Consider the following 20,495-nt stretch of genomic DNA (forward strand, 5'->3'; position numbering starts at 1 on the left):
ACAATCAGATTCTATTCTGCTGCATGCTTTTGCGCATTTTGCTGTTTAAGCAATTCTTGAATCTTAGCTAGTTTAGCATCTAATATCTCAAGCTTAATATTTTTATTTTGCAAACCATGCTCAAGTTGTGCAATTTCACTTTCTAAAGATGTAACTTCTTTTTGCTGTTTAGAATCAGATGGTAAACCTTGTTTTGGTGTAGTCAATTCATTACTTGTCGACTGGCTATTTGCATTTTTATCGGCAATGACAGTCATTTCAGTATGTGTCGTTTTAGAAAGAATAGTCGCTCTTTTGACATCACTTACGTCTAAAACAGCACCTTTTTTAATACGATTTTTATTCCCATGGATGAATGCATGTTGGTTCATCTGTTGAATTTGTTGCATGACAGCATAGATTGATTGATTGGTTTGTTGTGCAATACGTGCAGAAATAGACCATAAAGTATCTTGCTGCTTTACCGTATAAGTATGATCAGATGTATTGTTGCTCTCAGCCTGTTTTTGAGAGGTAACAATCGCTTTTTGCTGTACGCCTTGTTTTAGATTTTTCTTTACAGATCCTTTTGAAATTTGTCTTTCATTCAATATGGTAATTGGAATGAGAGGTTGGTCTGTATGAATACTTGGTTTATTAATCGGAACTGTAGGTGCATTACTTTGATTTGGATGAGTAACTTTAAAAGGAAGTTCAATTAATTTTAAGTATTGACCATTTCCATCCTTTGCTTTTAAAACAAAGCGAACATCACCGTTATAGATAGGCCGAGAAGATGTGACTGTAATTACCCCTGTATTCGGGCCTGTACTGCGTAGGAATACGTTTAGGTCACTTGTAATCTCAGCTTTGAGTGAATCAAAACTGACTAAGTCATCATCATCGGCAATATCTGCTTGAATATTCGAAGAAATTGCACCTTGATACGGGATTTCCATATACAAAAGCTGTGCTTTTGTAGACAGAATATTAGGCTGACCAAATGTAAGCGCATGGCTAAATTGCGATATACCAAGACATAAAATGGCATATGAAAGCTTATGGTAAGAAGTCATTAGACATTACTAAACAAAAAATAGGCATCCTATATAATGTAGCGATATGTTAATCGAATGTAAACGATTTAAAAAAAAAGCTAGTATTTTAACTAGCTTTTTGCATTTTCTTAATTTTGTTTGTACTCGATCAATATTCTAAGCATGCGGCGTAGTGGTTCTGCTGCACCCCAAAGTAGTTGATCACCTACAGTGAAGGCACCGAGGTATTCTTTACCCATATTTAATTTACGTAAGCGACCTACAGGTACAGAGAGTGTTCCTGTTACAGCTACTGGTGATAAATCATGCATAGATGCTTCACGTGTATTTGGAATCACTTTTGCCCATTGGTTTGATTGTGCAATCATGTCTTCAATTTCATTGAGTGGCACATCTTTACGCAATTTAATGGTAAGTGCTTGAGAGTGGCAACGCATAGCACCAATACGTACACAATGACCATCAATTGGAATAATGTTGGTATTGCCTAAAATTTTATTGGTTTCAGCTTGTGCTTTCCATTCTTCTTTTGACTGACCATTTTCAAGCTGTTTATCAATATATGGAATGAGTGAGCCAGCAAGCGGTACACCAAAGTTCGATTTCGGGAACTGTTCACCACGTTGTAGTTCAGCAACTTGACGGTCAATATCTAAAATTGCTGATTTTGGGTCATCTAACAATGATTTGGTATTGTTATAGAGATAACCCATACCTGTCAGTAGTTCACGCATGTTCTGTGCACCTGCACCAGAAGCAGCTTGGTATGTCATGGCACTCATCCATTCAACTAAGTTGTTTTGGAAAAGAGAGCCTAAACCCATAAGCATGAGAGAAACTGTGCAGTTACCACCTACAAACGTTGTGGTGCCTTTAGCAAGTGCATTTTTAATTACGTTTGAGTTGACTGGATCTAAAACAATAATCGCATCATCTTTCATACGTAAAGTCGATGCAGCATCAATCCAGTAACCTGTCCAACCTGTTTCTTTGAGTTGACTATAAACTGATGAGGTATAGTCTCCACCTTGGCAGGTAATAATAACATCCATTTGCTTCAGACTCTTAATGTCTGTTGCATCCATAAGTGCTGGGGCGGTCTTCCCGCCAAAAGCAGGTGCTTCACCACCTGCATTACTGGTAGAAAAATAAAATGGCTCGAAGTGCTCGAAATCATTTTCTTCAACCATACGTTGCATAAGAACGGAACCAACCATTCCACGCCAACCGACCAGACCTACTTTCATGTCATTTTGCCTCGGTACTGTGTGTAAAAAATAAATGTGATCTTTGAGTGTATCAAACATCTTTTTAAGTGCAAACGATATATGGCTGAAAAAAACGATAATTTTTAAGTAAATAGCTGAGATTTCATCATCTTATTTTGAAGGCAAAAAAAGATGATGTATTTAAGTGACTTAGCACGATTAAGGTGCATATACGACTTTAGGCGATATATATGCAAGTATCTGCTTAAAAATGACTCTTTGCTATAGTAGATTAGAGGTTTAATTTTAATAAATGCGCTCGTATCCTTCAGGGCGAGTTTTAAAACGGCGGTGAAACCACATATATTGTGTAGGTGCAATGCGAAGTTGAGTTTCAATAATTTTGTTCACGCGTGTTGCATCATCTAATTCATCTTCAGAAGGTAAATTTTCAACAATTGGCTCAATTAAAATATGATACTTAGGATCTCTTTCACTGCCATAACGGTAAAAATATAAAGGAATAGCCACCGCTTTAGAAATCTTTAATAAACGACGGTGGGCAGTAACGGTTGCCGCAGGCACACCAAAAAAAGGTGCCATAATGCCTTGCTTTAAACCGAAATCTTGATCAGGGCTATACCAAATTGCATCACCATCTTTTAAATGGCGAATCAAGCCACGCATATCATCATGGTCTATTTGTGATTTATAAATAGTCGCACGACAACGGTAAATGATTAAGTCGAGTAGGGGGTTGTTTTGTGGTCGATAAACGACATCGGGTTCAAAGTATTGTGAGCAGATATAACCACCTGCATCGAGCAATGTACTGTGTGTTCCAAGCAGAAGTACACCTTGACCAGAAGCTTGTGCTTGAGTGATATGTTCAAGTCCTTCGATGGTAACTCTATTTTTAAACCAATAGGGTTTATACCAAGCATTGAGGGTTTCGAATGTACCAAGCATCATATCTACAAAAACCTGTTGAGCTTTTTGAAGAACTTCTTCTTGAGACCATTCAGGAAAACAAACTTCTAAGTTGCGGATGGTGGTTTTTCTTCGTGACTTTAGAAGTTTCCAAGCAAGTTTTGCAAGCGTACGTGAAATCATACGTTGAACTGACCAAGGTAAAACGGCCAAAAGCATCAATAGACAAATAGAAATCCATACATTCCAATATCTTGGCAATAAAAAAGACCAATAAAATTTACCAGGAATATAGTCAGGTTGCGTACTCATATACGTGTAATGAACCAGTGAAAAGTGGGCGTGATTTTAGCACGATATGCTTTTAGGGTTGATAGATTGATATTTAAAATGATGAATTTCATCACTAAACTTTTACTTGATAGTTAAGTGTTAATTCACTTGCAACTTTGCCACGGATTCCCCAATTTTCTAAAGGTGTTTCAAAAATAGTGATTTCGATATCTTGCGGTAAAATCTGACAATCGGTTTCTATATTTTTAAATAATGATGCAATGAGCTGTTTCTTTGCAGAAGTAGAACGTCCTTCAAACATAGATATTTCGATAATCAGATAGTTTTCGCTACGGTCTTGAGGAAATATAAAATCTTCAGGCTCAAGCTTTATAAATCTCTGAAAAATCTTTTCTGATGGATAGTTTAAACTTTCCATGAGAGAGCTATGTATCGCTGGAGAGAGCATTTTTCTATATGTATTTATTGTATGCGTTAAACCGTAAATTTTAATTTGCGACATGAGATCTCTCTATGTTTTTTGGGTATTGACTACTCGGATACCCTAAATAATTTAAATTTTTAAACTTTCTTTTTCATAGCTTTGAAAAGCATTTTCAGCACCCATAATGACATCTTTAATTTTGAAATAACCGCGAGTGTAAGGTTCGGTATCACGAATTTCTTCCCACATAAAATGGTAAGACTTTAAATTTTCAGTTTCACAAATAAGAAAATCTGTAAAATTACTTCCGGGAAATGCCTCTGAGTCACAAAAACGTACTTTTACATCAGGATATTTTGCAATAATTTCTTCAAGTGATTTTGCATATTTACGGCGTATTTCACGAGGAAGGGCAAGCCAAGATGGATAAAATTCAAGGAGAACAATTTGGATAATATTCATTATTTGTAATTCTATAGTTTTGGGTAAGCGTATTCACAATACACTAAAATGATGACTATTTCTTTTGAATAGATAAATCGATTTATACCCAACCTAAAAAATAAAGAAAATCTACTGATTTTTTTAGTATTTTTACAGGCTCGGGAAGTGCAATTTTTTTGATTATAAACATATGATAAATAAAAATTATTTAGAAAGAATATGATAAATTTTCTAAACCAGAGTTTAATATAGCTAGCTCATATGAGCTAGCTATAATCGGTATAGGTTTATTCGGTGTGACCTTTCACCATATTTTCTAATGTATCCCAACGTTCTAACTTTTCTAATAAAAGTTCTTCAATTTCTGAAAGACGTTGACTCGCTTTTGTTGCTGCATCTGCGTCTTTAACAAACCAAGAGCCGTCAGCAAGTTTTTCAGTCAGTTCAGATTGTTCAGCTTCAAGTTGCTCCATTTCTTGTGGTAGCTGTTCAAGCTCACGCTGATCTTTATAGCTCAGTTTAACTTTCTTCTGTGCAGATTTATCCGATGTATTGGACTTTGGCGTATCTTTCTTCACAGTTTCAGTTTTGAGTTCAGGACGTTGTGCAAGATAGTCTTGATAACCCCCAATGTACTCTTGAATATGTCCTTTACCATCAAACACCCATGTAGATGTAACAACGTTATCCATAAATGCACGGTCATGGCTAATCAGAAGTAACGTGCCTTTATATTCAGCAAGCATTTCTTCAAGTAACTCAAGCGTTACCATGTCTAGGTCGTTGGTTGGTTCATCCATCACAATGAGGTTGGAAGGCTTGAGTAGAAGCTTCGCCAATAAAATACGATTACGCTCACCACCAGACAAGGCTTTTACAGGTGTACGTGAACGCTCAGGAGAGAACAAGAAGTCTTGTAGGTAACTCAAGATATGACGGCGCTGACCATTAATATCAATAAAGTCTGAACCCTCTGAAACGTTATCTGAAACAGATTTTTCAAGGTTAAGTTGGTTACGTAGTTGGTCAAAGTAAGCTACTTCTAACTGTGTACCCGTTTTCACTTGTCCATGATGTTCAATCTCACCAAGAATGGCTTTAACAAGTGTTGTTTTACCTACACCATTATCACCTACAAGACCAATACGGTCACCACGTACCACAACAGTAGAGAAGTCTTTAATAAGTGATATATTGTCGTAATCTACACCAAGATTTTCAATTTCAAAGACCAGTTTTCCTGAGCGTTGTGCTTCTTGTACGCCCATATTCACCTTACCTTGCTGTGAACGTCTTGCTTTAGATTCTTCACGCAATGTTTTTAATGCACGTACACGACCTTCGTTACGGGTACGACGTGCTTTAATGCCCTGACGAATCCAAGCTTCTTCTTCTGCAAGCTTTTTATCAAACAATGCATTCTGCTTTTCTTCAGCTTCAAGCTGTTGTGCTTTTAGCTCGAGGTAACGAGAGTAGTTACCTTCAAAACTTCGTAGCGTACCACGGTCGAGTTCCACAATACGTGTAGCAAGGTGGTCGACAAAAGAACGGTCATGCGAGATAAATAGCAATGTAAGATTGTTTTGTTCGAGTAAGAATTTTTCAAGCCATTCAATGCTTTCTACATCTAAATGGTTAGTGGGTTCGTCAAGTAATAAAATATCTGGTTGTGTAAGTAAAGCGCGTGCTAAAAGTACACGGCGTTTACGACCACCTGACAAATCTGCCAAATCGGCATTGGGATCTAATCCCATTTTACCTAAAATTGTATTAACTTTGTTTTCAAGCGTCCAACCATCCATTTGGTCAAGCTTATGCTGTAAGTCGCCCATGCGCTCACAAGCTTCCATGTCACCCAATACACATGCATCGCTTGCAGTATTGTACTGTTGCAGTACTTGAGCAACTTCACCTGCACCTTCAGCGACGATGTCGGCAACTTTGCCAGAATCCATGGGTACATCTTGGGTTAACATTGAAACAGTTAAGCCATTTTGAATTAAAACTTCCCCATTGTCGGCATGGAGGCTTCCCTCAATAAGTTTGAGTAAAGTAGACTTACCTTCGCCATTACGTCCAATTAAACATACTCGCTCGCCACGTTCTAATGTAAAATTTGCGCCGTCGAGGAGGGCAGGCCCACCAAATGCAAGTTGGACATCCCTTAAAGTAATATAGGCCATAATGTTTCCTAGTGTCTCAAATTGAGGAGTGTTAAATGACTAAACCACCTTATGATGATCATGCGTCATTTTCCGCACCCATCGAAGATTTGCAAGTACGAATTTCATTTTTAGATGATTTAGTTGAACAGTTAAATGAACAGTTGGCTCATCAAAGCCAAGAAATTACCGATTTAAAAAAGCAAATGCAGCTTTTATATCGTCGTGTAGAGGCTTCTGATTTATCAGAAGGCATTGCTGAATTTGATCCAATGAGCAACAGACCACCACACTATTAAGTGATATTTGAAGAATAAAGATTGAAAATCTGTTATTCAATATTACTATACACACCTTAACGGCGAGAGTTGCATGTTATATGAAACTTGCCTTTTTTATTCATCTTATGTAACTCTAATAATGCATTAGAGGGAGATAACACAAAAAATGGGTCTTTGGGTCGCCATTATTATTATCGTGTTTGTTGCAGGTTCTATTTTTAGTTTACGCATCAACCCTAGAGAGAAAGCCATTGGTATGATGCGTGATAAAGCAAGACAAATGTCACTGCATCCACGTTTGGTGCCTGCACCTGAATGGACAAAAATACCAAAAATGACAGAAACGCGCGCAAGTATGGTCGCGTTTTACAGCATTCTCTTGCCACAAGCAACGATGCCTCTAATGCGAGCATGCGTTGAAAATAACCAGTTGGTTGTGGTAAATGGTTCAGATAAGTTTCAGCATCTTCAAGTTGACTTAAAAGGTATTTATGCTGTGGAGATGCAGTCGAACTATATTGGACTTTATTGGGATGAGGATGCAGACATTCATGCAACTCAGCTCGAACAAATGAAATCGTATTTAGTTTCTTTAGCAGAAATTTAATTTTAATGATAGGAAAGATATAACATTATGGCGAATGCTCCTCGATCCACATCAAAACGCACCACAGCAAGTGCTGACTCGGCTGCAAAAAAACGCGCTTTAGTGATTGTGGAGTCGCCTGCTAAAGCAAAAACAATTAATAAGTATTTAGGGTCTGAATATATTGTTAAATCTTCAGTAGGGCATGTACGTGACCTACCGACAGGCGGTTCTGCGAGTAAAACAACAGAGAAAAAAGCAGCACCAAGAACAAAACTTACCGAAGATCAAAAAATTGTAAAAGCACAGCAAGCACTTGTAAAGCGTATGGGCGTAGACCCAGAGCATGACTGGGATGCGCACTACGAAGTGCTACCAGGTAAAGAGCACGTTGTTGCAGAATTGAAAAAACTCGCTTCTGAGGTTGATGAAATCTATCTCGCAACCGATTTGGATAGAGAAGGGGAAGCGATTGCTTGGCATTTACGTGAAGTCATTGGTGGAGACAGTTCTCGTTACCATCGTGTTGTATTTAATGAAATTACAAAAAATGCAATTCAAGAAGCTTTTAAACAACCGACCCGTTTAGACTTAGATCGTGTAAATGCACAACAAGCACGTCGCTTTTTAGACCGTGTGGTTGGCTTTATGATTTCTCCGTTATTATGGGAAAAAATTGCACGAGGTCTATCGGCAGGGCGTGTACAGTCTGTGGCTGTAAAATTGGTTGTAGAGCGTGAACGTGAAATTCGTGCATTTATTCCAGAAGAATATTGGCAAGTTTTTGCAGATACACAATCTAAGGCAGATGCAATTCGCCTTGAAGCAGTTAAACGTGCAGGCAAAACGCTTAAGCTAAAAAATAAAGCTGAGACGGATGCCGTCTTAGACATTTTAAAGTCGGCTGAATATAAAGTTGCACAGCGTGAAGACAAGCCAACTAAGGTTAATCCAAGTGCACCATATATTACATCTACGCTCCAACAAGCAGCGAGCACACGCCTTGGTTTCTCTGTAAAGAAAACCATGATGCTCGCTCAACGTCTGTATGAAGCTGGTTTTATTACCTATATGCGTACGGACTCAACTTTTTTAAGTGATGATGCAGTAAATATGGTGCGAGATCATATTCAATCTGAATATGGTGAAAAATACTTACCTGCAAAACCAAATCGTTATGGCAATAAAGCAGGTGCACAAGAAGCCCACGAGGCAATTCGTCCATCGAATGTGGCTTTAAAAGGCGATCAGCTTGCAGGTGCAGAGCGTGATGCACAGCGTTTGTATGATCTAATTTGGCGTCAATTTGTTGCTTGTCAGATGACACCTGCCGAGTATTTGTCATCTACATTACATGTCAAAGCATCTGAGATCGATTTAAAAGCCAAAGGCCGTACACTCGTATTTGATGGTTTTACACGTGTCCGTGGTGCGAATAAGTCTGACGATGATGTGTTACTGCCTGCAGTTCAAGTGGGTGAAACGCTTGTTCTGAATAAGCTTGATCCGAGTCAGCATTTTACCAAGCCACCTGCACGTTTTACCGAAGCATCTTTGGTGAAAGAGCTTGAAAAGCGTGGTATTGGTCGTCCTTCAACATATGCTGCAATTATTTCAACCATTCAAGATCGTGGTTATGTAAAACTTGAAAATCGTCGTTTATTCGCAGAAAAAATGGGTGAGATTGTTACCGAGCGTTTAAATGAGAGTTTTAATAACCTCATGAACTATGCATTTACTGCAGATCTTGAAGGGCAACTTGACCATGTTGCAGTAGGCGATCGCAATTGGAAAGAATTACTCGATACATTTTATGGCGATTTTAAAAAGCGTTTAACGACTGCACAAGGTGCAGATGGCATGCGCCGTAATGAACCTGTTGAAGTTGCCGATGTGCATTGTCCACAGTGCGAACGACCAATGCAGATTCGTACAGGAACAACAGGTGTCTTCTTAGGATGTTCAGGCTATAACCTGCCACCAAAAGAACGCTGTAAGGGTACACTTAATCTGTCTCCTGTAGAGTCATTGGCTATTTTATCGGATGATGAAGGGGCAGAAACAGCCGACTTAATGTCAAAACGCCGTTGTCCAAAATGTAGTACAGCAATGGACAGTTATTTAATTGATGGCGGACGTAAGTTACATATTTGTGGAAATAACCCTGATTGTGACGGCTTTGAGGTTGAAGAAGGCGAGTTCAAAATTAAAGGTTATGATGGTCCAACTATCCCATGCGATAAGTGTGATGCAGAAATGCAATTGAAAATGGGACGTTTTGGACCATACTTTGCGTGTACTTCATGTGATAATACGCGTAAAGTTTTGAAAAATGGCCAGCCTGCGCCACCACGTGTCGATCCAATTAAAATGGAACATGTACGTTCAACCAAAAATGATGATTATTTTGTGTTGAGAGATGGTGCGGCAGGACTTTTCTTGGCAGCCAGCAAATTTCCAAAAATTCGTGAAACACGTGCTCCGAAAGTTGCAGAACTTCGTACTGTGGCAGACCAGCTTGATGAGAAGTATCAATTCTTATTGAAGGCACCAGATCAAGATCCAGAAGGTAATGCAACGATTATTCGTTTTAGCCGAAAAAATCAAAGCCAATATATTGGTTCTGAGAATGCGGAAGGCAAAACCACAAAATGGGGACTGGTTTATACAGATGGCCAATGGGTCGAGCAATAAGTCTTAAAATGCCGATCAAAGATCGGCATTTTTTTATGCATTCATACATGTGAGCAAAATCTATGTGGAAAAAGGTCAGAGTGTTCATTCTACTTTTGGTTCTAGGGTATGTTGCTATAGATGCATGGAAAGACTTAAATCAAAACTGGGATCAAAGCATTGTTGTATTAGTTCATCCTATCAATGCAGATGGCTCACAAAATACGGAAAATTATATTCAGCAATTAAATGCACAGTCTTTTATAGAGACAAGTGAGTACTTAACTGCAAATGCAAAAAACTATCAGCGAAATACGCATTTTATTTTTAAAATAGGGCGTGAGTTAAAACAATTACCACCTGAGCCCCCTGAAAATGGCAGTGCTTTCAACGCAATTTTATGGAGTCTAAAATTTCGTTATTATGCATGGAAACAAACTCAATCTGTAGATGGTTATGCTACCGTTACACTATATTTAAATTATTATGACTCAAATAAATATAAAGTATTAAAGCACTCCACAGCATTAGAGAAAGGGCGTATAGGAGTCGTAAATTTATTTTCTGACGTAAAGCAAAATGAAGAAAATCAAGTGGTAACGGCACATGAATTATTACATGCATTCGGTGCAACAGATAAGTATGACCTAAATACAGGACAACCCATTTATCCACAAGGGTATGTGAATCCAGCTCAACAACCACGCTTACCGCAACATCAGGCAGAGCTTATGGCGGGTTATATTCCTATTACTGAAACACAAAGTAAAATACCGCTCAGCTTACAACAAACTGTTATTGGAAACTTAACAGCACGTGAAATCGGATGGGTAAAATAGTACCTCTACTATTTATACAGCAATATTAAAATTTTGGGATACAGCAATAATGAGTTCTACGTCTTTTATGGCTGAGTTAAACGATCAGCAACATCAGGCAGCAACGACCACAGCACAAAATTGTTTGGTCTTGGCGGGTGCAGGATGTGGAAAAACAAAGACCATTGTTGCAAGAGCAGCATATCTAATTTCTCAGGGAATACCTGCAAATCAAATTCAAATTTTAACCTTTACACGTCGGGCCGCTAGTGAGATTGTGACGCGCGTCGAGCAGTATTTGGGTACATCCGCACAAGGTTTACGTGCTTCAACTTTTCATACATTCTGTATGTATTTATTACGCCGTAACCGTCAAGCCTTTGGATTAGAAAACTTTAGTATTATTGATCGTGATGATCAGATCATGATTTTTCGCTTACTTCGAGGTAAAGATAATATATTACCTAAAGCGGCTGAACTTTGTGATATATATTCATTTGCAAGAAATACTCAGTGTAAGTTGTCGGTAGCAATAGAAAAAGTCTTACCTGAAGCTATGGAATTTAAATCTGAAATTGCAGAGGTAATGAAAACTTATGAACAGCGTAAGCAAGAGCGTTCATTTTTAGATTATGATGATATTCTAAGCATTGTCGCTGTAAATTTACAATCATCTCCTACACTTGTGCATTGGGTTAGCCAATTTTGTCGTGTATTTTTAGTGGATGAAATGCAAGATACTAATCCATTGCAATGGGCATTGCTGTCACCTTTTATTGGAAAAAGCCAATTATTTTGTGTTGGTGATGATGCACAATCTATTTATGGTTTCCGTGGTGCAGATTTTGAAAACATTCATTATTTTAAAGATAACGTATCTAATGCAGTTATATATACACTTGAGAAGAATTATCGTTCTACACAAGGCATTCTAGACTTATCAAACTGGTTGTTAGATGTCAGTCCTATACAGTACGATAAACATCTAATTGCTGCAAAATCTCAGAATAGCCGGCCACATTTTCATATTTTTTCTAATGAATTTGAAGAAGCAAATTGGATTGCACAAGATCTTATTTTTCGTAAAAAACAAAATAATGTTCATTGGAACGACCATATGGTGCTTGTTCGGTCTGGCTATGCAGCAAGACATATTGAGCGAGCACTGATTAATATGTCAGTTCCTTATCAGTTTATAGGTGGGACAAAGCTGTTAGAGTCGGCACATGTGAAAGATTTACTGAGTATGTTGCGGGTCGTGTCTAACACTCAAGATGATATTGCATGGATGCGATTTCTTACACTTTGGGATGGTATTGGTGATGTCGGTGCAAGTAAGCTTGCAGTAAATTTAATAAAATGTCAGACCTTGGAAGAATGTTGTAATCATTTAGAGCATCATGGCAGAGTACCACAACATGTATTGCTTATTTTAAAGCAAATGTCAGTTTTAACCGATACGGTTGTGGCATGTATTGAGCTTGCTTTCGAGGCATTACATGAACAACTTGCTGCAAAATACCAAAAGCAAGACTGGTCACGTCGAGAAAAAGATTTCAAACTTGTAAAACAATTGGCACAAAAGCATGCTCAAATCAGCGAATTTTTAGAGGCGTATGTTTTAGATCCTATTTCAACTTCAGAAGTTGAACAATCGGCAGACCACGATATTGTCACGCTTATTACAATACATTCTGCAAAGGGTACAGAAAGAAAAGTATGCTATGTACCACATCTTACGGTAAATCAGTATCCACATGCGAGAGCGCAAGGGGATTTCGATGCTGTAGAGGAAGAGCGCCGTGTTTTATATGTGGCATTAACGCGTGCACAAAATGAGTTGGTTCTTACAAAGCAAGACTTAACAACATGGGCAATGGATCAAATTGATGATCAGGGTAGACCAGTGAGCAGTTATTTCTTTAATCAAGTCCCCTCTCATTTATTGGATGTGACGATACATAAAAGAGATGAGTTTTTTGAAAATAAGAAGAAACCTATAAAAAAGATCTCTTTTGGGATAGATTTAGATTAAACTCGGCAACCCTAGAAAAGAAGAGATACACTACTTCTTTGTGTCATATAAGGTGAATGAATGAAAATTTTAGTGCGTAACTTAGAAAGATCTATTGGTGAGCAAGAGCTTAAAGAATTATTTTTACCGTATGGTGAAGTAGAAAGCTGTACGATTATTTTGGATCAGACCACTGGTAAGTCTAAAGGTTTTGCTTTTGTTGAAATGCCACATGGGCGCGAAGCTGTAAAAGCGATTAAAGGTTTAAATACTTTAAAAGTGAAAGGTATTGGTATTCGTGTAAAAGCTGCCGAAGAAAAATAAAGTAAAAATCTATCTAAATCTGACAACATACGCTAATCTGTAATTGCTATGGATTGTTTGTATAGGTAGGAAAATTATGTCTAGAGTTGCTCGTTATCACGCAGATCGAACAAATCAGAAATTGTATTTCGCACGTTTAGCCTGCGGACAAGCAGAGCAAGCTCCTGACAATATCCAAATTATACAAGCTCATAGAGAGTCTGCTGTATTTCATTTACACGGCGCATTTCTTGCATTTTTACAAGAGCTTGTCCGTTATTACCGTTTAAATGATTTTCAACCTACGTTGCATTCGATAGAAATGCATATGTCTGATAAAGGCCAAGTGTCTCCTGAAGTTGAAATATTAAAGCAATTGTCGAGTAATGGTTTTCTTGGCGAATTACAGCGTGCTTTTCGGGCATGTCAGTATGCACCTGAGCCAACTTTACCAGAAGCTGAGAGTGAGACTTCATCAAATCTAATTATAAAAGTAACACAAGGTACACAGTCATGGTTGCCAAATACTGAGATTCTAAGAGAGTGGTATCAAGAACTTTTAGAACTTATAGATGGTTTTCGTGCAGAGATGGTTGAATTTTAATGCACAGTGTCGCTGTTATACATTTTCAAACGACTTGAAATTTTATTTCTAGCACAGATATAAAATAAAGGTTTCGTATTTTTTTATTGGGTACATCGTTTTGATGTGCGGATGGAGGTTCCATGTCTATACAGCAGTTAAAAGAGTTATTTGGTAATCAAGATGCTGTACTTGAATTGGTACAACTTGAAAGTGGTGAACTTGCTCTACGGAATGCTCAATCTGAAGAGGAACCATTAGTGACCATTCAATTTAATGATGAAATTAAACAACTTTTGGGTGATACAACGAATATGGTTGCCCAAAATATGATTCAAGCAGCATTAATGGGACTGGTTGAGAAACAGGTTAATCAGCTTGATGCCGAAATTGTAGATGAACAACCTAAATATTTAAGTTAATGTATTTTTTATAAGGAAGGGTAAGCTTAGCTTACCCTTCTTTGCATGTATTTATTTTACATGTGCTTTATGAATTTCATGAAGAATATGTTGGCTCATATTAATTGCCATTTGTTCTTTTGCATAAAAAACATCGCCAATATTGTCTGTACGGATAACCTCTGCTTCTTCTTTATTTTCAGCACAAATTAAGACCTGAATTTCTGAATTTAATTGTTTTGCAATGTCAACGATTCGATGTATATCTAAAAGATCCATCGGAGAAATGACCAATAGGCGGGCATGTTGAATGTGGGCTTGAATAAGGACGCTAGGTTCGGTTGCTAAACCACTTACTGCAGCAATTCCTTTTTCTCGAAGGCCTTCCACAATTTCACGATTTTCTTCTGCGATAACGACTTTTATATTTTGCTGCATTAAAGTTTCGGTGATACGTTTACCTACCTCTCCATGACCAACAATAACGACTTGATCACGTAAGTAAGATTGATCTACTTCGTCAGGTAACATAGCTAAAGGGTCACTACTTCTTTCAAGCAAGCGTGCAAGAGATGAACGTGCGCGGATCCAGCTTTGAACAGGTTCTATCGCATAAAACATAAATGAGTTCAAAGTAATTGAAAAGAGTGCACCTGCCAAAATAAGATTTTGTGCCTCTGTGGTAAGTAAACCTAAAGAAATACCAAGTGCAGCTAAAATAAACGAAAACTCCCCAATTTGTGCTAGGCTTGCACCAACTGTCAGTGCTGTATTTAAAGGGTATCTAAAGAACAGTACGAGTGCCATTGCTGCAAGTGTTTTACCAATGGTAATAATAGCAATAACACTTAGAATGTGTAGGGGTTGTTCTATAATAATTCTTGGGTCAAATAACATACCTACAGAAACGAAGAATAAGATTGCAAAAACTTCGCGTAAAGGCAGTAATTCCTCTTCTGCACGGTGACAAAAATCAGATTCTTTAACAACCATACCTGCAAAGAAAGCACCGAGCGCCATTGAAACACCAAAAACGGCATATGCACCATAAGCAATAGAGACCGCACAGGCAACGACAGTTAAGGTAAATAATTCTCTTGAGCCTAGACGGACAACAAAACTCATAATCATAGGTACAAGGCGCTTGCCTATAATTAGCATAAAAGCAATGAAACCAGCGACTTTAAGCAATGTCAGTATGATAATCCAAAGTAAAGAAGAGGCATTTTCTTGACCAGCAAGAGATTTACCTCCGAGTAAAACAGCAACAGCAGGTAAAAGTACTAAAACTAAGACCATTACAAGGTCTTCGACCAATAGCCATCCGACTGCAATTTTTCCATTAACAGAGTCGAGTAAACCGCGATCACTCAGCGCCTTTAAAAGAACAACTGTACTTGCACATGATAGTGTTAATCCGAAAACCAATGATGAACCAAAAGACCATCCCCAAAAAGATGTCACACATATGCCAAGAATGGTTGCAACTAGAATTTGTAAGATAGCACCTGGCAGTGCAATACGTCTCACTTCTAATAAATCTTTTAATGAAAAGTGCATACCCACACCAAACATCAGAAACATGACACCCAATTCAGCCAATTGATTGGCGAGTGCTAACTCTCCGACTGGGCCATAGGTATTGGGACTAATTGCAATGCCAGCAATAAGGTAGCCAACCAAGGGAGGGAGTCTCAGGCGTGCTGCAATATATCCAAAGAAAAGGGCGAGGCCAAAACCCAGTGCCAGCAATACAATAAGATCGACATGATGTGGCATAGGCAGGTTCCTCAAATAAATACAATATTGTTTTGAGGAATGTTAGTGAGATTGTAAATAAAAAGCAAAAAAAACGACTCCATTTGGAGCCGAATTTTCAAAACTAAAATTATTTGATTTTAGCTTCTTTAAAAATCACATGTTGACGGATTTTTGGATCAAACTTTTTGATTTCCATTTTTTCCGGCATTGTACGTTTGTTCTTCGTAGTAGTGTAGAAATAACCTGTACCAGCAGAAGAAACTAGGCGAATTTTGTCACGCATTGCAATGACTCCTTAGATCTTTTGGCCTTGAGCACGAAGATCAGCTACAACCTTTTCAATGCCCAATTTGTCGATGATACGCATACCTTTAGTTGTCAAACGAAGACGTACAAAACGCTTTTCGCTTTCTAACCAAAAACGGTGGTGATGCAGGTTCGGCTCGAACCGGCGCTTGGTTTTGTTGTTTGCGTGTGAGACGTTGTTACCAACGACTGGACGCTTGCCGGTAACTTGGCAAACCTTAGACATGGTGGAACTCCATTGATTTAGCCAACAGCAAATCTGTGGCCAGTCATAAAACAAACAGATTGAATTTATTCAAGGGGCGTTTTATATCAAAAATGCGATTAAAAGACAAGCGAATTTGTATAAAACACGTCATGATTTGCAGTAACAGATCATGCCTTGATCATTTCGTATAGTGTTATTTATAACGACTTAAAGTTTATATCGTAGATTGTCTAAAGTAGGCAATAACAATATACAATTTAAGTTGAGTGTCATAATTAATAAGAGAGATATAGATTATCTTCTCTGTTAAATATAGAAACACATATGTTAAAAATAGCACTATATTGCTTTTGAAATAGACTGCCGTGTAGTATGGATACAGAAAAAATGCAGGTATACTATGATCAAACTATCTATTGAGTATTAGATAGTGAAACGTAAATTCAAAAGCAAAAATAAGAGTGGCAATATTATAATTAAAAAAAATTACTTTGGCTAATAAAAAAATATATAAAATCTAATTTAGAGCAATAACTCTAGATAAAATTGATTGAATCTATCATAATGGTATGGACTTCTATTGGTAAAATAGTAAAGGATAAGTGCATGCTAAAAAACAAAACTTCGAAAACAAAACAGCGTATATTGGATGCCAGTCTGATGCTCTTTAATGAAAAGGGTGAGCGATCTGTAACAACAAATCATATTGCTGCTGCACTTGAAATGAGTCCTGGTAACTTGTATTACCACTATCGAAATAAAGAAGATATTATTCAAGAGTTGATTCATCATTATCAGTATGAAACATTGCAAATGCTTGAATTACCAATAGATAGAACAGTGACTGCCGAAGATAAAATCAGATATTTCCAACTTTTAAGTGAGCAATTATGGAAATATCGTTTTCTTCATAGAGATGTTTATCATCTTGTCGAAAAAAATGATACTTTTAATCAAGACTATGCTCAGTTTTCTAGTCAAGTCATGCAAAAGGTGCAACGGCTTTATCAGTCTTTTGTAGATGTGGGTTTGATGAAACTTAATGCTATAGAAATGGAAGCGTTGATTGTTAATATTTGGATTATCTTAACCAATTGGACAAACTTTCTGTTTATGTCGGGGCATATTAATGATGAAAATCATCAGCAAGAGAAATGGTCACTCCTTGCTTTAAGACAGTTAGTATTGCTTGAATCGCCTTATTTGGCAGGTGAGAGCAAAGCTACATATGAAAAGTTATTGGCTTCTATTGATAATGGAAATCTATTTTCGAGCGTTACTCAAACGGCGAGTACATAAAAATATTGTGTCATGCTTTGAAAAACAGGTATTATATTTGGCTGACTTTTTTCTATGTATAAGTGATATAGATCAACATGAATATGACCACTGCAAATACAGCCCGTTTGCTTATCAAGTGTGAAGATAAGCCGGGCATTGTGCAAGCTGTATCGAGCTTTTTGTATCATCAGGGTGCAAATATTACTGCACTTGATCAATATGCAACTGAAGCTCAGGGTGGGCGCTATTTTATGCGTGTTGAGTTTGAGCTTGATCATCTTGAAAGCCGTAAAGAGACATTATTAAAAACATTTGGAACAAATGTTGCTGAACGTTATGAGATGCAATGGCGTCTCGCTTTTGTTGGCGACTTGAAGAAAGTTGGTATTTTGGTTTCAAAAGTAGATCATGCTTTACTTGAATTATTATGGCGCCACGCAAGAGGAACATTGCCATGTGAAATTACACATGTTGTTTCTAATCATGAAGCATTGCGTGACTCCGTAGAGCAGTTTGGCATCCCATTTACTGTAGTAAATGTCACAAAAGAAAATAAAGTAGAAGCTGAAGCTAAAATTAATGAGCTTATGCAAGGCAACGATTTATTAGTTCTTGCTCGATATATGCAAATCTTAAGTGAAGAGTTTGTGTCGAAATGGCCAATGCAAGTGATTAATATTCATCATTCCTTCCTACCTGCATTTGTTGGAGCAAATCCATATAAGCAAGCGCATGAAAAAGGTGTGAAGCTGATTGGTGCAACAGCGCACTATGTTACTGCAGATCTAGATCAGGGTCCGATTATTGAGCAAGATGTAGAGCGTGTGAGTCATGAGTATAACGTAGAACAATTGCGTGAACTTGGCCAAGACGTAGAGCGTAATGTGCTTGCAAGAGCGGTTCGCTGGCATTTGGAAGACCGCATTATTGTTGATGGAAATAAAACGGTTGTTTTTTAAGAAAATCGTTAAAAAAGGCATGCTTTAAAGCATGCCTTTTTTTTTAACCTTCACTATCTTCTTCAGTTGCAAGTGGAATTTCACTAATATCTATTCCGTCTAGATTTTTGTCTAGTGTAAAGTTAAGTCGACCTGCCATAACTGAAGCAAGTTCTTCTAAACCTTGTTTATTTAAAGAAGAGAAAAGTTGGATTGAGAAGCTCAATTTCATTTTTTTAAGATGCTGTTTTACTTCAAGAAGTGCTTTGTTTGCAGGACCGCGATTCAACTTATCGGCTTTAGTTAAGAGAATATGGACAAACAATTTTCTTGAGTACGCCCACTCTAACATCATTAAGTCAAAGTGCTGTAATGGATGTCGGATATCCATGAGAAGTACGAGACCTTGTAGACTCTGACGGTGAATTAAGTAGTTTTCTAACTCTTTTTGCCAAACAATTTTCATTGCTTCTGGAACAGCAGCATATCCATAGCCTGGTAAATCAACAAGACGTTGATCTGGATTGCCAAGACTAAAAAAGTTAATCATTTGTGTGCGACCTGGTTTTTTGGATGCACGAGCCAACTGTCTTTGATTGGTTAGTGCGTTAATTGCACTCGATTTTCCTGCATTTGAGCGACCTGCAAATGCAATTTCATAACCACTATCTTCTACACAGAGATTGAGTTTTGGTGCACTCATTAAAAACTCAGCTTTTCTTAGCCAGTTCAAACTCTGTGTTGCATATTCTGTAAGAGCAGGATCTGACTTCTTTTCATAACTGATTTTTTGTTTAGGGGCTAATTTTGCTTTGGTGTCTTTCGACTTCGCATAGCGGTGCATATACAGTTCACGGCAATTAACAATTTATGCTTAGTATAAAGCAAATTAATAACACGCTGTGAACTTCTTATAAAATGACTAGGATATTTTCAAGTAGGTGAGAGTCTGTAGACATATGTAGGTTGGATGTAAATTATTTGTTATTGTTTTTTAATTCTGTGATGGCTCTGTGGTTTTATAAATTATTGGCGTTCTTTTTGCAAGGAAATAGAGGGGAAAAGAATGGATAGTATATATGAAAAAAAATTTAAGAGTTCACTACTTTCAGCATATCGCTGGTGAGGGGTTTGGGAGTTTCTACGATTTTCTAAAACAACATGATGCTGTTATTACGGCGACTGAGTTTTTTGCACTACCTATTGAAACATACATAGAAATTGAAGCACTACCAGCAATAGAGGAAGTTGATCTGCTTATTATTATGGGTGGAAAAATGAGTGTACACGATGAAGCACTATATCCCTGGTTAAAAGTTGAAAAAAGGTGGCTCAGGCGCTACTTAGCACAGAAAAAACCTGTTTTAGGATTATGTTTAGGGGGGGCAGCTAATTGCAAATGCTTTAGGGGGCTATGTGGGTAATTGTGATTCTAGTGAAGTAGGATGGATTCAGGTAGTAAAAGTAAATGATGTAGGGGAGCCTCATTTCAATTTTCCTGAGGAAATTCAAGTAATATCTTGGCATAAACAGTATTTTGAGATTCCAAAAGGTGCAGTGCAGTTGGCGTCAAGTATACAATGTCATAATCAAGCATTTCAGATTGGTCATAATGTACTTGGCTTTCAATTTCATCCTGAAATTACAGCATCTTCATTAAAACTGTTTTTAGATGATGAGGCTGACATTGGTACAGGAATGTTAACCTCTCATGAAATAGATGATTTAGAGAAAACGATCTTAGATTCTAACTTTTGGCAGGGTCATAAGCTTGTTGAAGATGCCATTAGTTTTGTTGTACGCGATGAACTCTAAATAGATTTAATCCTAAAAAAAATTTGCT

Annotated in this window: 20 protein-coding genes and 1 pseudogene; 11 read left to right on the plus strand and 10 right to left on the minus strand. The window is 37.6% G+C overall.

Annotated features, from left to right (window positions below):
* Positions 1 to 11: 11 nt before the first annotated feature.
* From I2F23_RS02270 to I2F23_RS02295, 6 genes are all read right to left on the minus strand, one after another.
* Complete coding sequence (locus I2F23_RS02270; protein ID WP_195770969.1) at positions 12 to 1,055, minus strand: FimV/HubP family polar landmark protein; 1,044 nt, start codon at positions 1,053 to 1,055, stop codon at positions 12 to 14.
* Between the two features lie 110 nt (positions 1,056 to 1,165).
* On the minus strand, positions 1,166 to 2,284 hold the full coding sequence (asd, locus tag I2F23_RS02275) for an aspartate-semialdehyde dehydrogenase (protein WP_195770970.1): 1,119 nt from the start codon (positions 2,282 to 2,284) through the stop codon (positions 1,166 to 1,168).
* 267 nt (positions 2,285 to 2,551) lie between these two features.
* The gene (locus I2F23_RS02280; protein ID WP_195770971.1) at positions 2,552 to 3,487 is read right to left on the minus strand and encodes an LpxL/LpxP family acyltransferase; all 936 of its coding nucleotides are present in this window, start codon (positions 3,485 to 3,487) and stop codon (positions 2,552 to 2,554) included.
* A 94-nt stretch (positions 3,488 to 3,581) separates the two neighbouring features.
* Positions 3,582 to 3,971, minus strand: coding sequence for a tautomerase family protein (locus tag I2F23_RS02285; RefSeq protein WP_195770972.1), 390 nt, complete (start codon positions 3,969 to 3,971; stop codon positions 3,582 to 3,584).
* Between the two features lie 51 nt (positions 3,972 to 4,022).
* Positions 4,023 to 4,355 carry a darcynin family protein gene (locus I2F23_RS02290; RefSeq protein WP_195770973.1) on the minus strand — a complete coding sequence of 111 codons (333 nt, stop codon included), beginning with the start codon at positions 4,353 to 4,355 and terminating at the stop codon, positions 4,023 to 4,025.
* Between the two features lie 269 nt (positions 4,356 to 4,624).
* A complete protein-coding gene (locus tag I2F23_RS02295; RefSeq protein WP_195770974.1) occupies positions 4,625 to 6,520 on the minus strand; it encodes an ATP-binding cassette domain-containing protein in 1,896 nt (631 codons plus the stop codon).
* 35 nt (positions 6,521 to 6,555) lie between these two features.
* On the opposite strand from I2F23_RS02295, the gene I2F23_RS02300 reads away from it, so the two are divergent.
* From I2F23_RS02300 to I2F23_RS02335, 8 genes are all read left to right on the plus strand, one after another.
* A complete protein-coding gene (locus I2F23_RS02300) occupies positions 6,556 to 6,798 on the plus strand; it encodes a SlyX family protein (RefSeq protein WP_023273416.1) in 243 nt (80 codons plus the stop codon).
* A gap of 148 nt (positions 6,799 to 6,946) precedes the next feature.
* On the plus strand, positions 6,947 to 7,387 hold the full coding sequence (locus I2F23_RS02305) for an ammonium transporter (RefSeq protein WP_195770975.1): 441 nt from the start codon (positions 6,947 to 6,949) through the stop codon (positions 7,385 to 7,387).
* Positions 7,388 to 7,414: 27 nt separating this feature from the next.
* Positions 7,415 to 10,060, plus strand: a complete 2,646-nt coding sequence (gene topA / locus I2F23_RS02310) for a type I DNA topoisomerase (protein ID WP_195770976.1) — start codon at positions 7,415 to 7,417, stop codon at positions 10,058 to 10,060.
* 62 nt (positions 10,061 to 10,122) lie between these two features.
* Positions 10,123 to 10,878, plus strand: a complete 756-nt coding sequence (locus tag I2F23_RS02315; protein WP_195770977.1) for a zinc metalloprotease — start codon at positions 10,123 to 10,125, stop codon at positions 10,876 to 10,878.
* Positions 10,879 to 10,927: 49 nt separating this feature from the next.
* Complete coding sequence (locus I2F23_RS02320; RefSeq protein ID WP_195770978.1) at positions 10,928 to 12,892, plus strand: ATP-dependent helicase; 1,965 nt, start codon at positions 10,928 to 10,930, stop codon at positions 12,890 to 12,892.
* Positions 12,893 to 12,952: 60 nt separating this feature from the next.
* Positions 12,953 to 13,195, plus strand: coding sequence for an RNA recognition motif domain-containing protein (locus tag I2F23_RS02325; protein ID WP_195770979.1), 243 nt, complete (start codon positions 12,953 to 12,955; stop codon positions 13,193 to 13,195).
* 76 nt (positions 13,196 to 13,271) lie between these two features.
* Positions 13,272 to 13,778: a DUF6586 family protein gene (locus tag I2F23_RS02330; protein WP_195770980.1), complete on the plus strand. Its 507-nt coding sequence runs from the start codon at positions 13,272 to 13,274 to the stop codon at positions 13,776 to 13,778.
* Between the two features lie 122 nt (positions 13,779 to 13,900).
* Complete coding sequence (locus I2F23_RS02335) at positions 13,901 to 14,179, plus strand: hypothetical protein (RefSeq protein ID WP_195770981.1); 279 nt, start codon at positions 13,901 to 13,903, stop codon at positions 14,177 to 14,179.
* A gap of 51 nt (positions 14,180 to 14,230) precedes the next feature.
* Here I2F23_RS02335 and I2F23_RS02340 read toward each other — a convergent pair whose 3' ends face one another.
* The 3 genes from I2F23_RS02340 to rpmB form a co-directional block, all read right to left on the minus strand.
* Complete coding sequence (locus tag I2F23_RS02340) at positions 14,231 to 15,937, minus strand: cation:proton antiporter (protein WP_195770982.1); 1,707 nt, start codon at positions 15,935 to 15,937, stop codon at positions 14,231 to 14,233.
* Between the two features lie 109 nt (positions 15,938 to 16,046).
* Entirely contained in the window at positions 16,047 to 16,202 is a 156-nt protein-coding gene (gene rpmG, locus I2F23_RS02345; RefSeq protein ID WP_001205031.1) for a 50S ribosomal protein L33, read from the minus strand.
* A 12-nt stretch (positions 16,203 to 16,214) separates the two neighbouring features.
* Positions 16,215 to 16,451, minus strand: coding sequence for a 50S ribosomal protein L28 (gene rpmB, locus I2F23_RS02350; protein WP_000048256.1), 237 nt, complete (start codon positions 16,449 to 16,451; stop codon positions 16,215 to 16,217).
* Positions 16,452 to 17,039: 588 nt separating this feature from the next.
* On the opposite strand from rpmB, the gene I2F23_RS02355 reads away from it, so the two are divergent.
* Together I2F23_RS02355 and purU are read left to right on the plus strand one after the other, a co-directional pair.
* The gene (locus I2F23_RS02355; RefSeq protein ID WP_195770983.1) at positions 17,040 to 17,732 is read left to right on the plus strand and encodes a TetR/AcrR family transcriptional regulator; all 693 of its coding nucleotides are present in this window, start codon (positions 17,040 to 17,042) and stop codon (positions 17,730 to 17,732) included.
* A gap of 77 nt (positions 17,733 to 17,809) precedes the next feature.
* A complete protein-coding gene (gene purU, locus I2F23_RS02360) occupies positions 17,810 to 18,673 on the plus strand; it encodes a formyltetrahydrofolate deformylase (protein ID WP_195770984.1) in 864 nt (287 codons plus the stop codon).
* A gap of 43 nt (positions 18,674 to 18,716) precedes the next feature.
* Here purU and yihA read toward each other — a convergent pair whose 3' ends face one another.
* The gene (yihA, locus tag I2F23_RS02365; protein ID WP_195770985.1) at positions 18,717 to 19,496 is read right to left on the minus strand and encodes a ribosome biogenesis GTP-binding protein YihA/YsxC; all 780 of its coding nucleotides are present in this window, start codon (positions 19,494 to 19,496) and stop codon (positions 18,717 to 18,719) included.
* Between the two features lie 235 nt (positions 19,497 to 19,731).
* Here yihA and I2F23_RS02370 point away from each other — a divergent pair.
* Positions 19,732 to 20,467, plus strand: a pseudogene (locus tag I2F23_RS02370) (type 1 glutamine amidotransferase).
* The last annotated feature ends 28 nt before the right edge of the window (positions 20,468 to 20,495 follow it).

It is taken from the genome of Acinetobacter pollinis (assembly GCF_015627175.1).
GTDB lineage: Bacteria > Pseudomonadota > Gammaproteobacteria > Pseudomonadales > Moraxellaceae > Acinetobacter > Acinetobacter pollinis.

What these genes read in the sequence shown, in the direction of transcription:
- I2F23_RS02270 (WP_195770969.1), bottom strand. Translation starts at nt 1,055, where the DNA reads ATGACTTCTTACCATAAGCTTTCATATGCCATTTTATGTCTTGGTATA.
- asd (WP_195770970.1), bottom strand. Translation starts at nt 2,284, where the DNA reads ATGAAAGTAGGTCTGGTCGGTTGGCGTGGAATGGTTGGTTCCGTTCTT.
- I2F23_RS02280 (WP_195770971.1), bottom strand. Translation starts at nt 3,487, where the DNA reads ATGAGTACGCAACCTGACTATATTCCTGGTAAATTTTATTGGTCTTTT.
- I2F23_RS02285 (WP_195770972.1), bottom strand. Translation starts at nt 3,971, where the DNA reads ATGTCGCAAATTAAAATTTACGGTTTAACGCATACAATAAATACATAT.
- I2F23_RS02290 (WP_195770973.1), bottom strand. Translation starts at nt 4,355, where the DNA reads ATGAATATTATCCAAATTGTTCTCCTTGAATTTTATCCATCTTGGCTT.
- I2F23_RS02295 (WP_195770974.1), bottom strand. Translation starts at nt 6,520, where the DNA reads ATGGCCTATATTACTTTAAGGGATGTCCAACTTGCATTTGGTGGGCCT.
- I2F23_RS02300 (WP_023273416.1), top strand. Translation starts at nt 6,556, where the DNA reads ATGACTAAACCACCTTATGATGATCATGCGTCATTTTCCGCACCCATC.
- I2F23_RS02305 (WP_195770975.1), top strand. Translation starts at nt 6,947, where the DNA reads ATGGGTCTTTGGGTCGCCATTATTATTATCGTGTTTGTTGCAGGTTCT.
- topA (WP_195770976.1), top strand. Translation starts at nt 7,415, where the DNA reads ATGGCGAATGCTCCTCGATCCACATCAAAACGCACCACAGCAAGTGCT.
- I2F23_RS02315 (WP_195770977.1), top strand. Translation starts at nt 10,123, where the DNA reads ATGTGGAAAAAGGTCAGAGTGTTCATTCTACTTTTGGTTCTAGGGTAT.
- I2F23_RS02320 (WP_195770978.1), top strand. Translation starts at nt 10,928, where the DNA reads ATGAGTTCTACGTCTTTTATGGCTGAGTTAAACGATCAGCAACATCAG.
- I2F23_RS02325 (WP_195770979.1), top strand. Translation starts at nt 12,953, where the DNA reads ATGAAAATTTTAGTGCGTAACTTAGAAAGATCTATTGGTGAGCAAGAG.
- I2F23_RS02330 (WP_195770980.1), top strand. Translation starts at nt 13,272, where the DNA reads ATGTCTAGAGTTGCTCGTTATCACGCAGATCGAACAAATCAGAAATTG.
- I2F23_RS02335 (WP_195770981.1), top strand. Translation starts at nt 13,901, where the DNA reads ATGTCTATACAGCAGTTAAAAGAGTTATTTGGTAATCAAGATGCTGTA.
- I2F23_RS02340 (WP_195770982.1), bottom strand. Translation starts at nt 15,937, where the DNA reads ATGCCACATCATGTCGATCTTATTGTATTGCTGGCACTGGGTTTTGGC.
- rpmG (WP_001205031.1), bottom strand. Translation starts at nt 16,202, where the DNA reads ATGCGTGACAAAATTCGCCTAGTTTCTTCTGCTGGTACAGGTTATTTC.
- rpmB (WP_000048256.1), bottom strand. Translation starts at nt 16,451, where the DNA reads ATGTCTAAGGTTTGCCAAGTTACCGGCAAGCGTCCAGTCGTTGGTAAC.
- I2F23_RS02355 (WP_195770983.1), top strand. Translation starts at nt 17,040, where the DNA reads ATGCTAAAAAACAAAACTTCGAAAACAAAACAGCGTATATTGGATGCC.
- purU (WP_195770984.1), top strand. Translation starts at nt 17,810, where the DNA reads ATGAATATGACCACTGCAAATACAGCCCGTTTGCTTATCAAGTGTGAA.
- yihA (WP_195770985.1), bottom strand. Translation starts at nt 19,496, where the DNA reads ATGCACCGCTATGCGAAGTCGAAAGACACCAAAGCAAAATTAGCCCCT.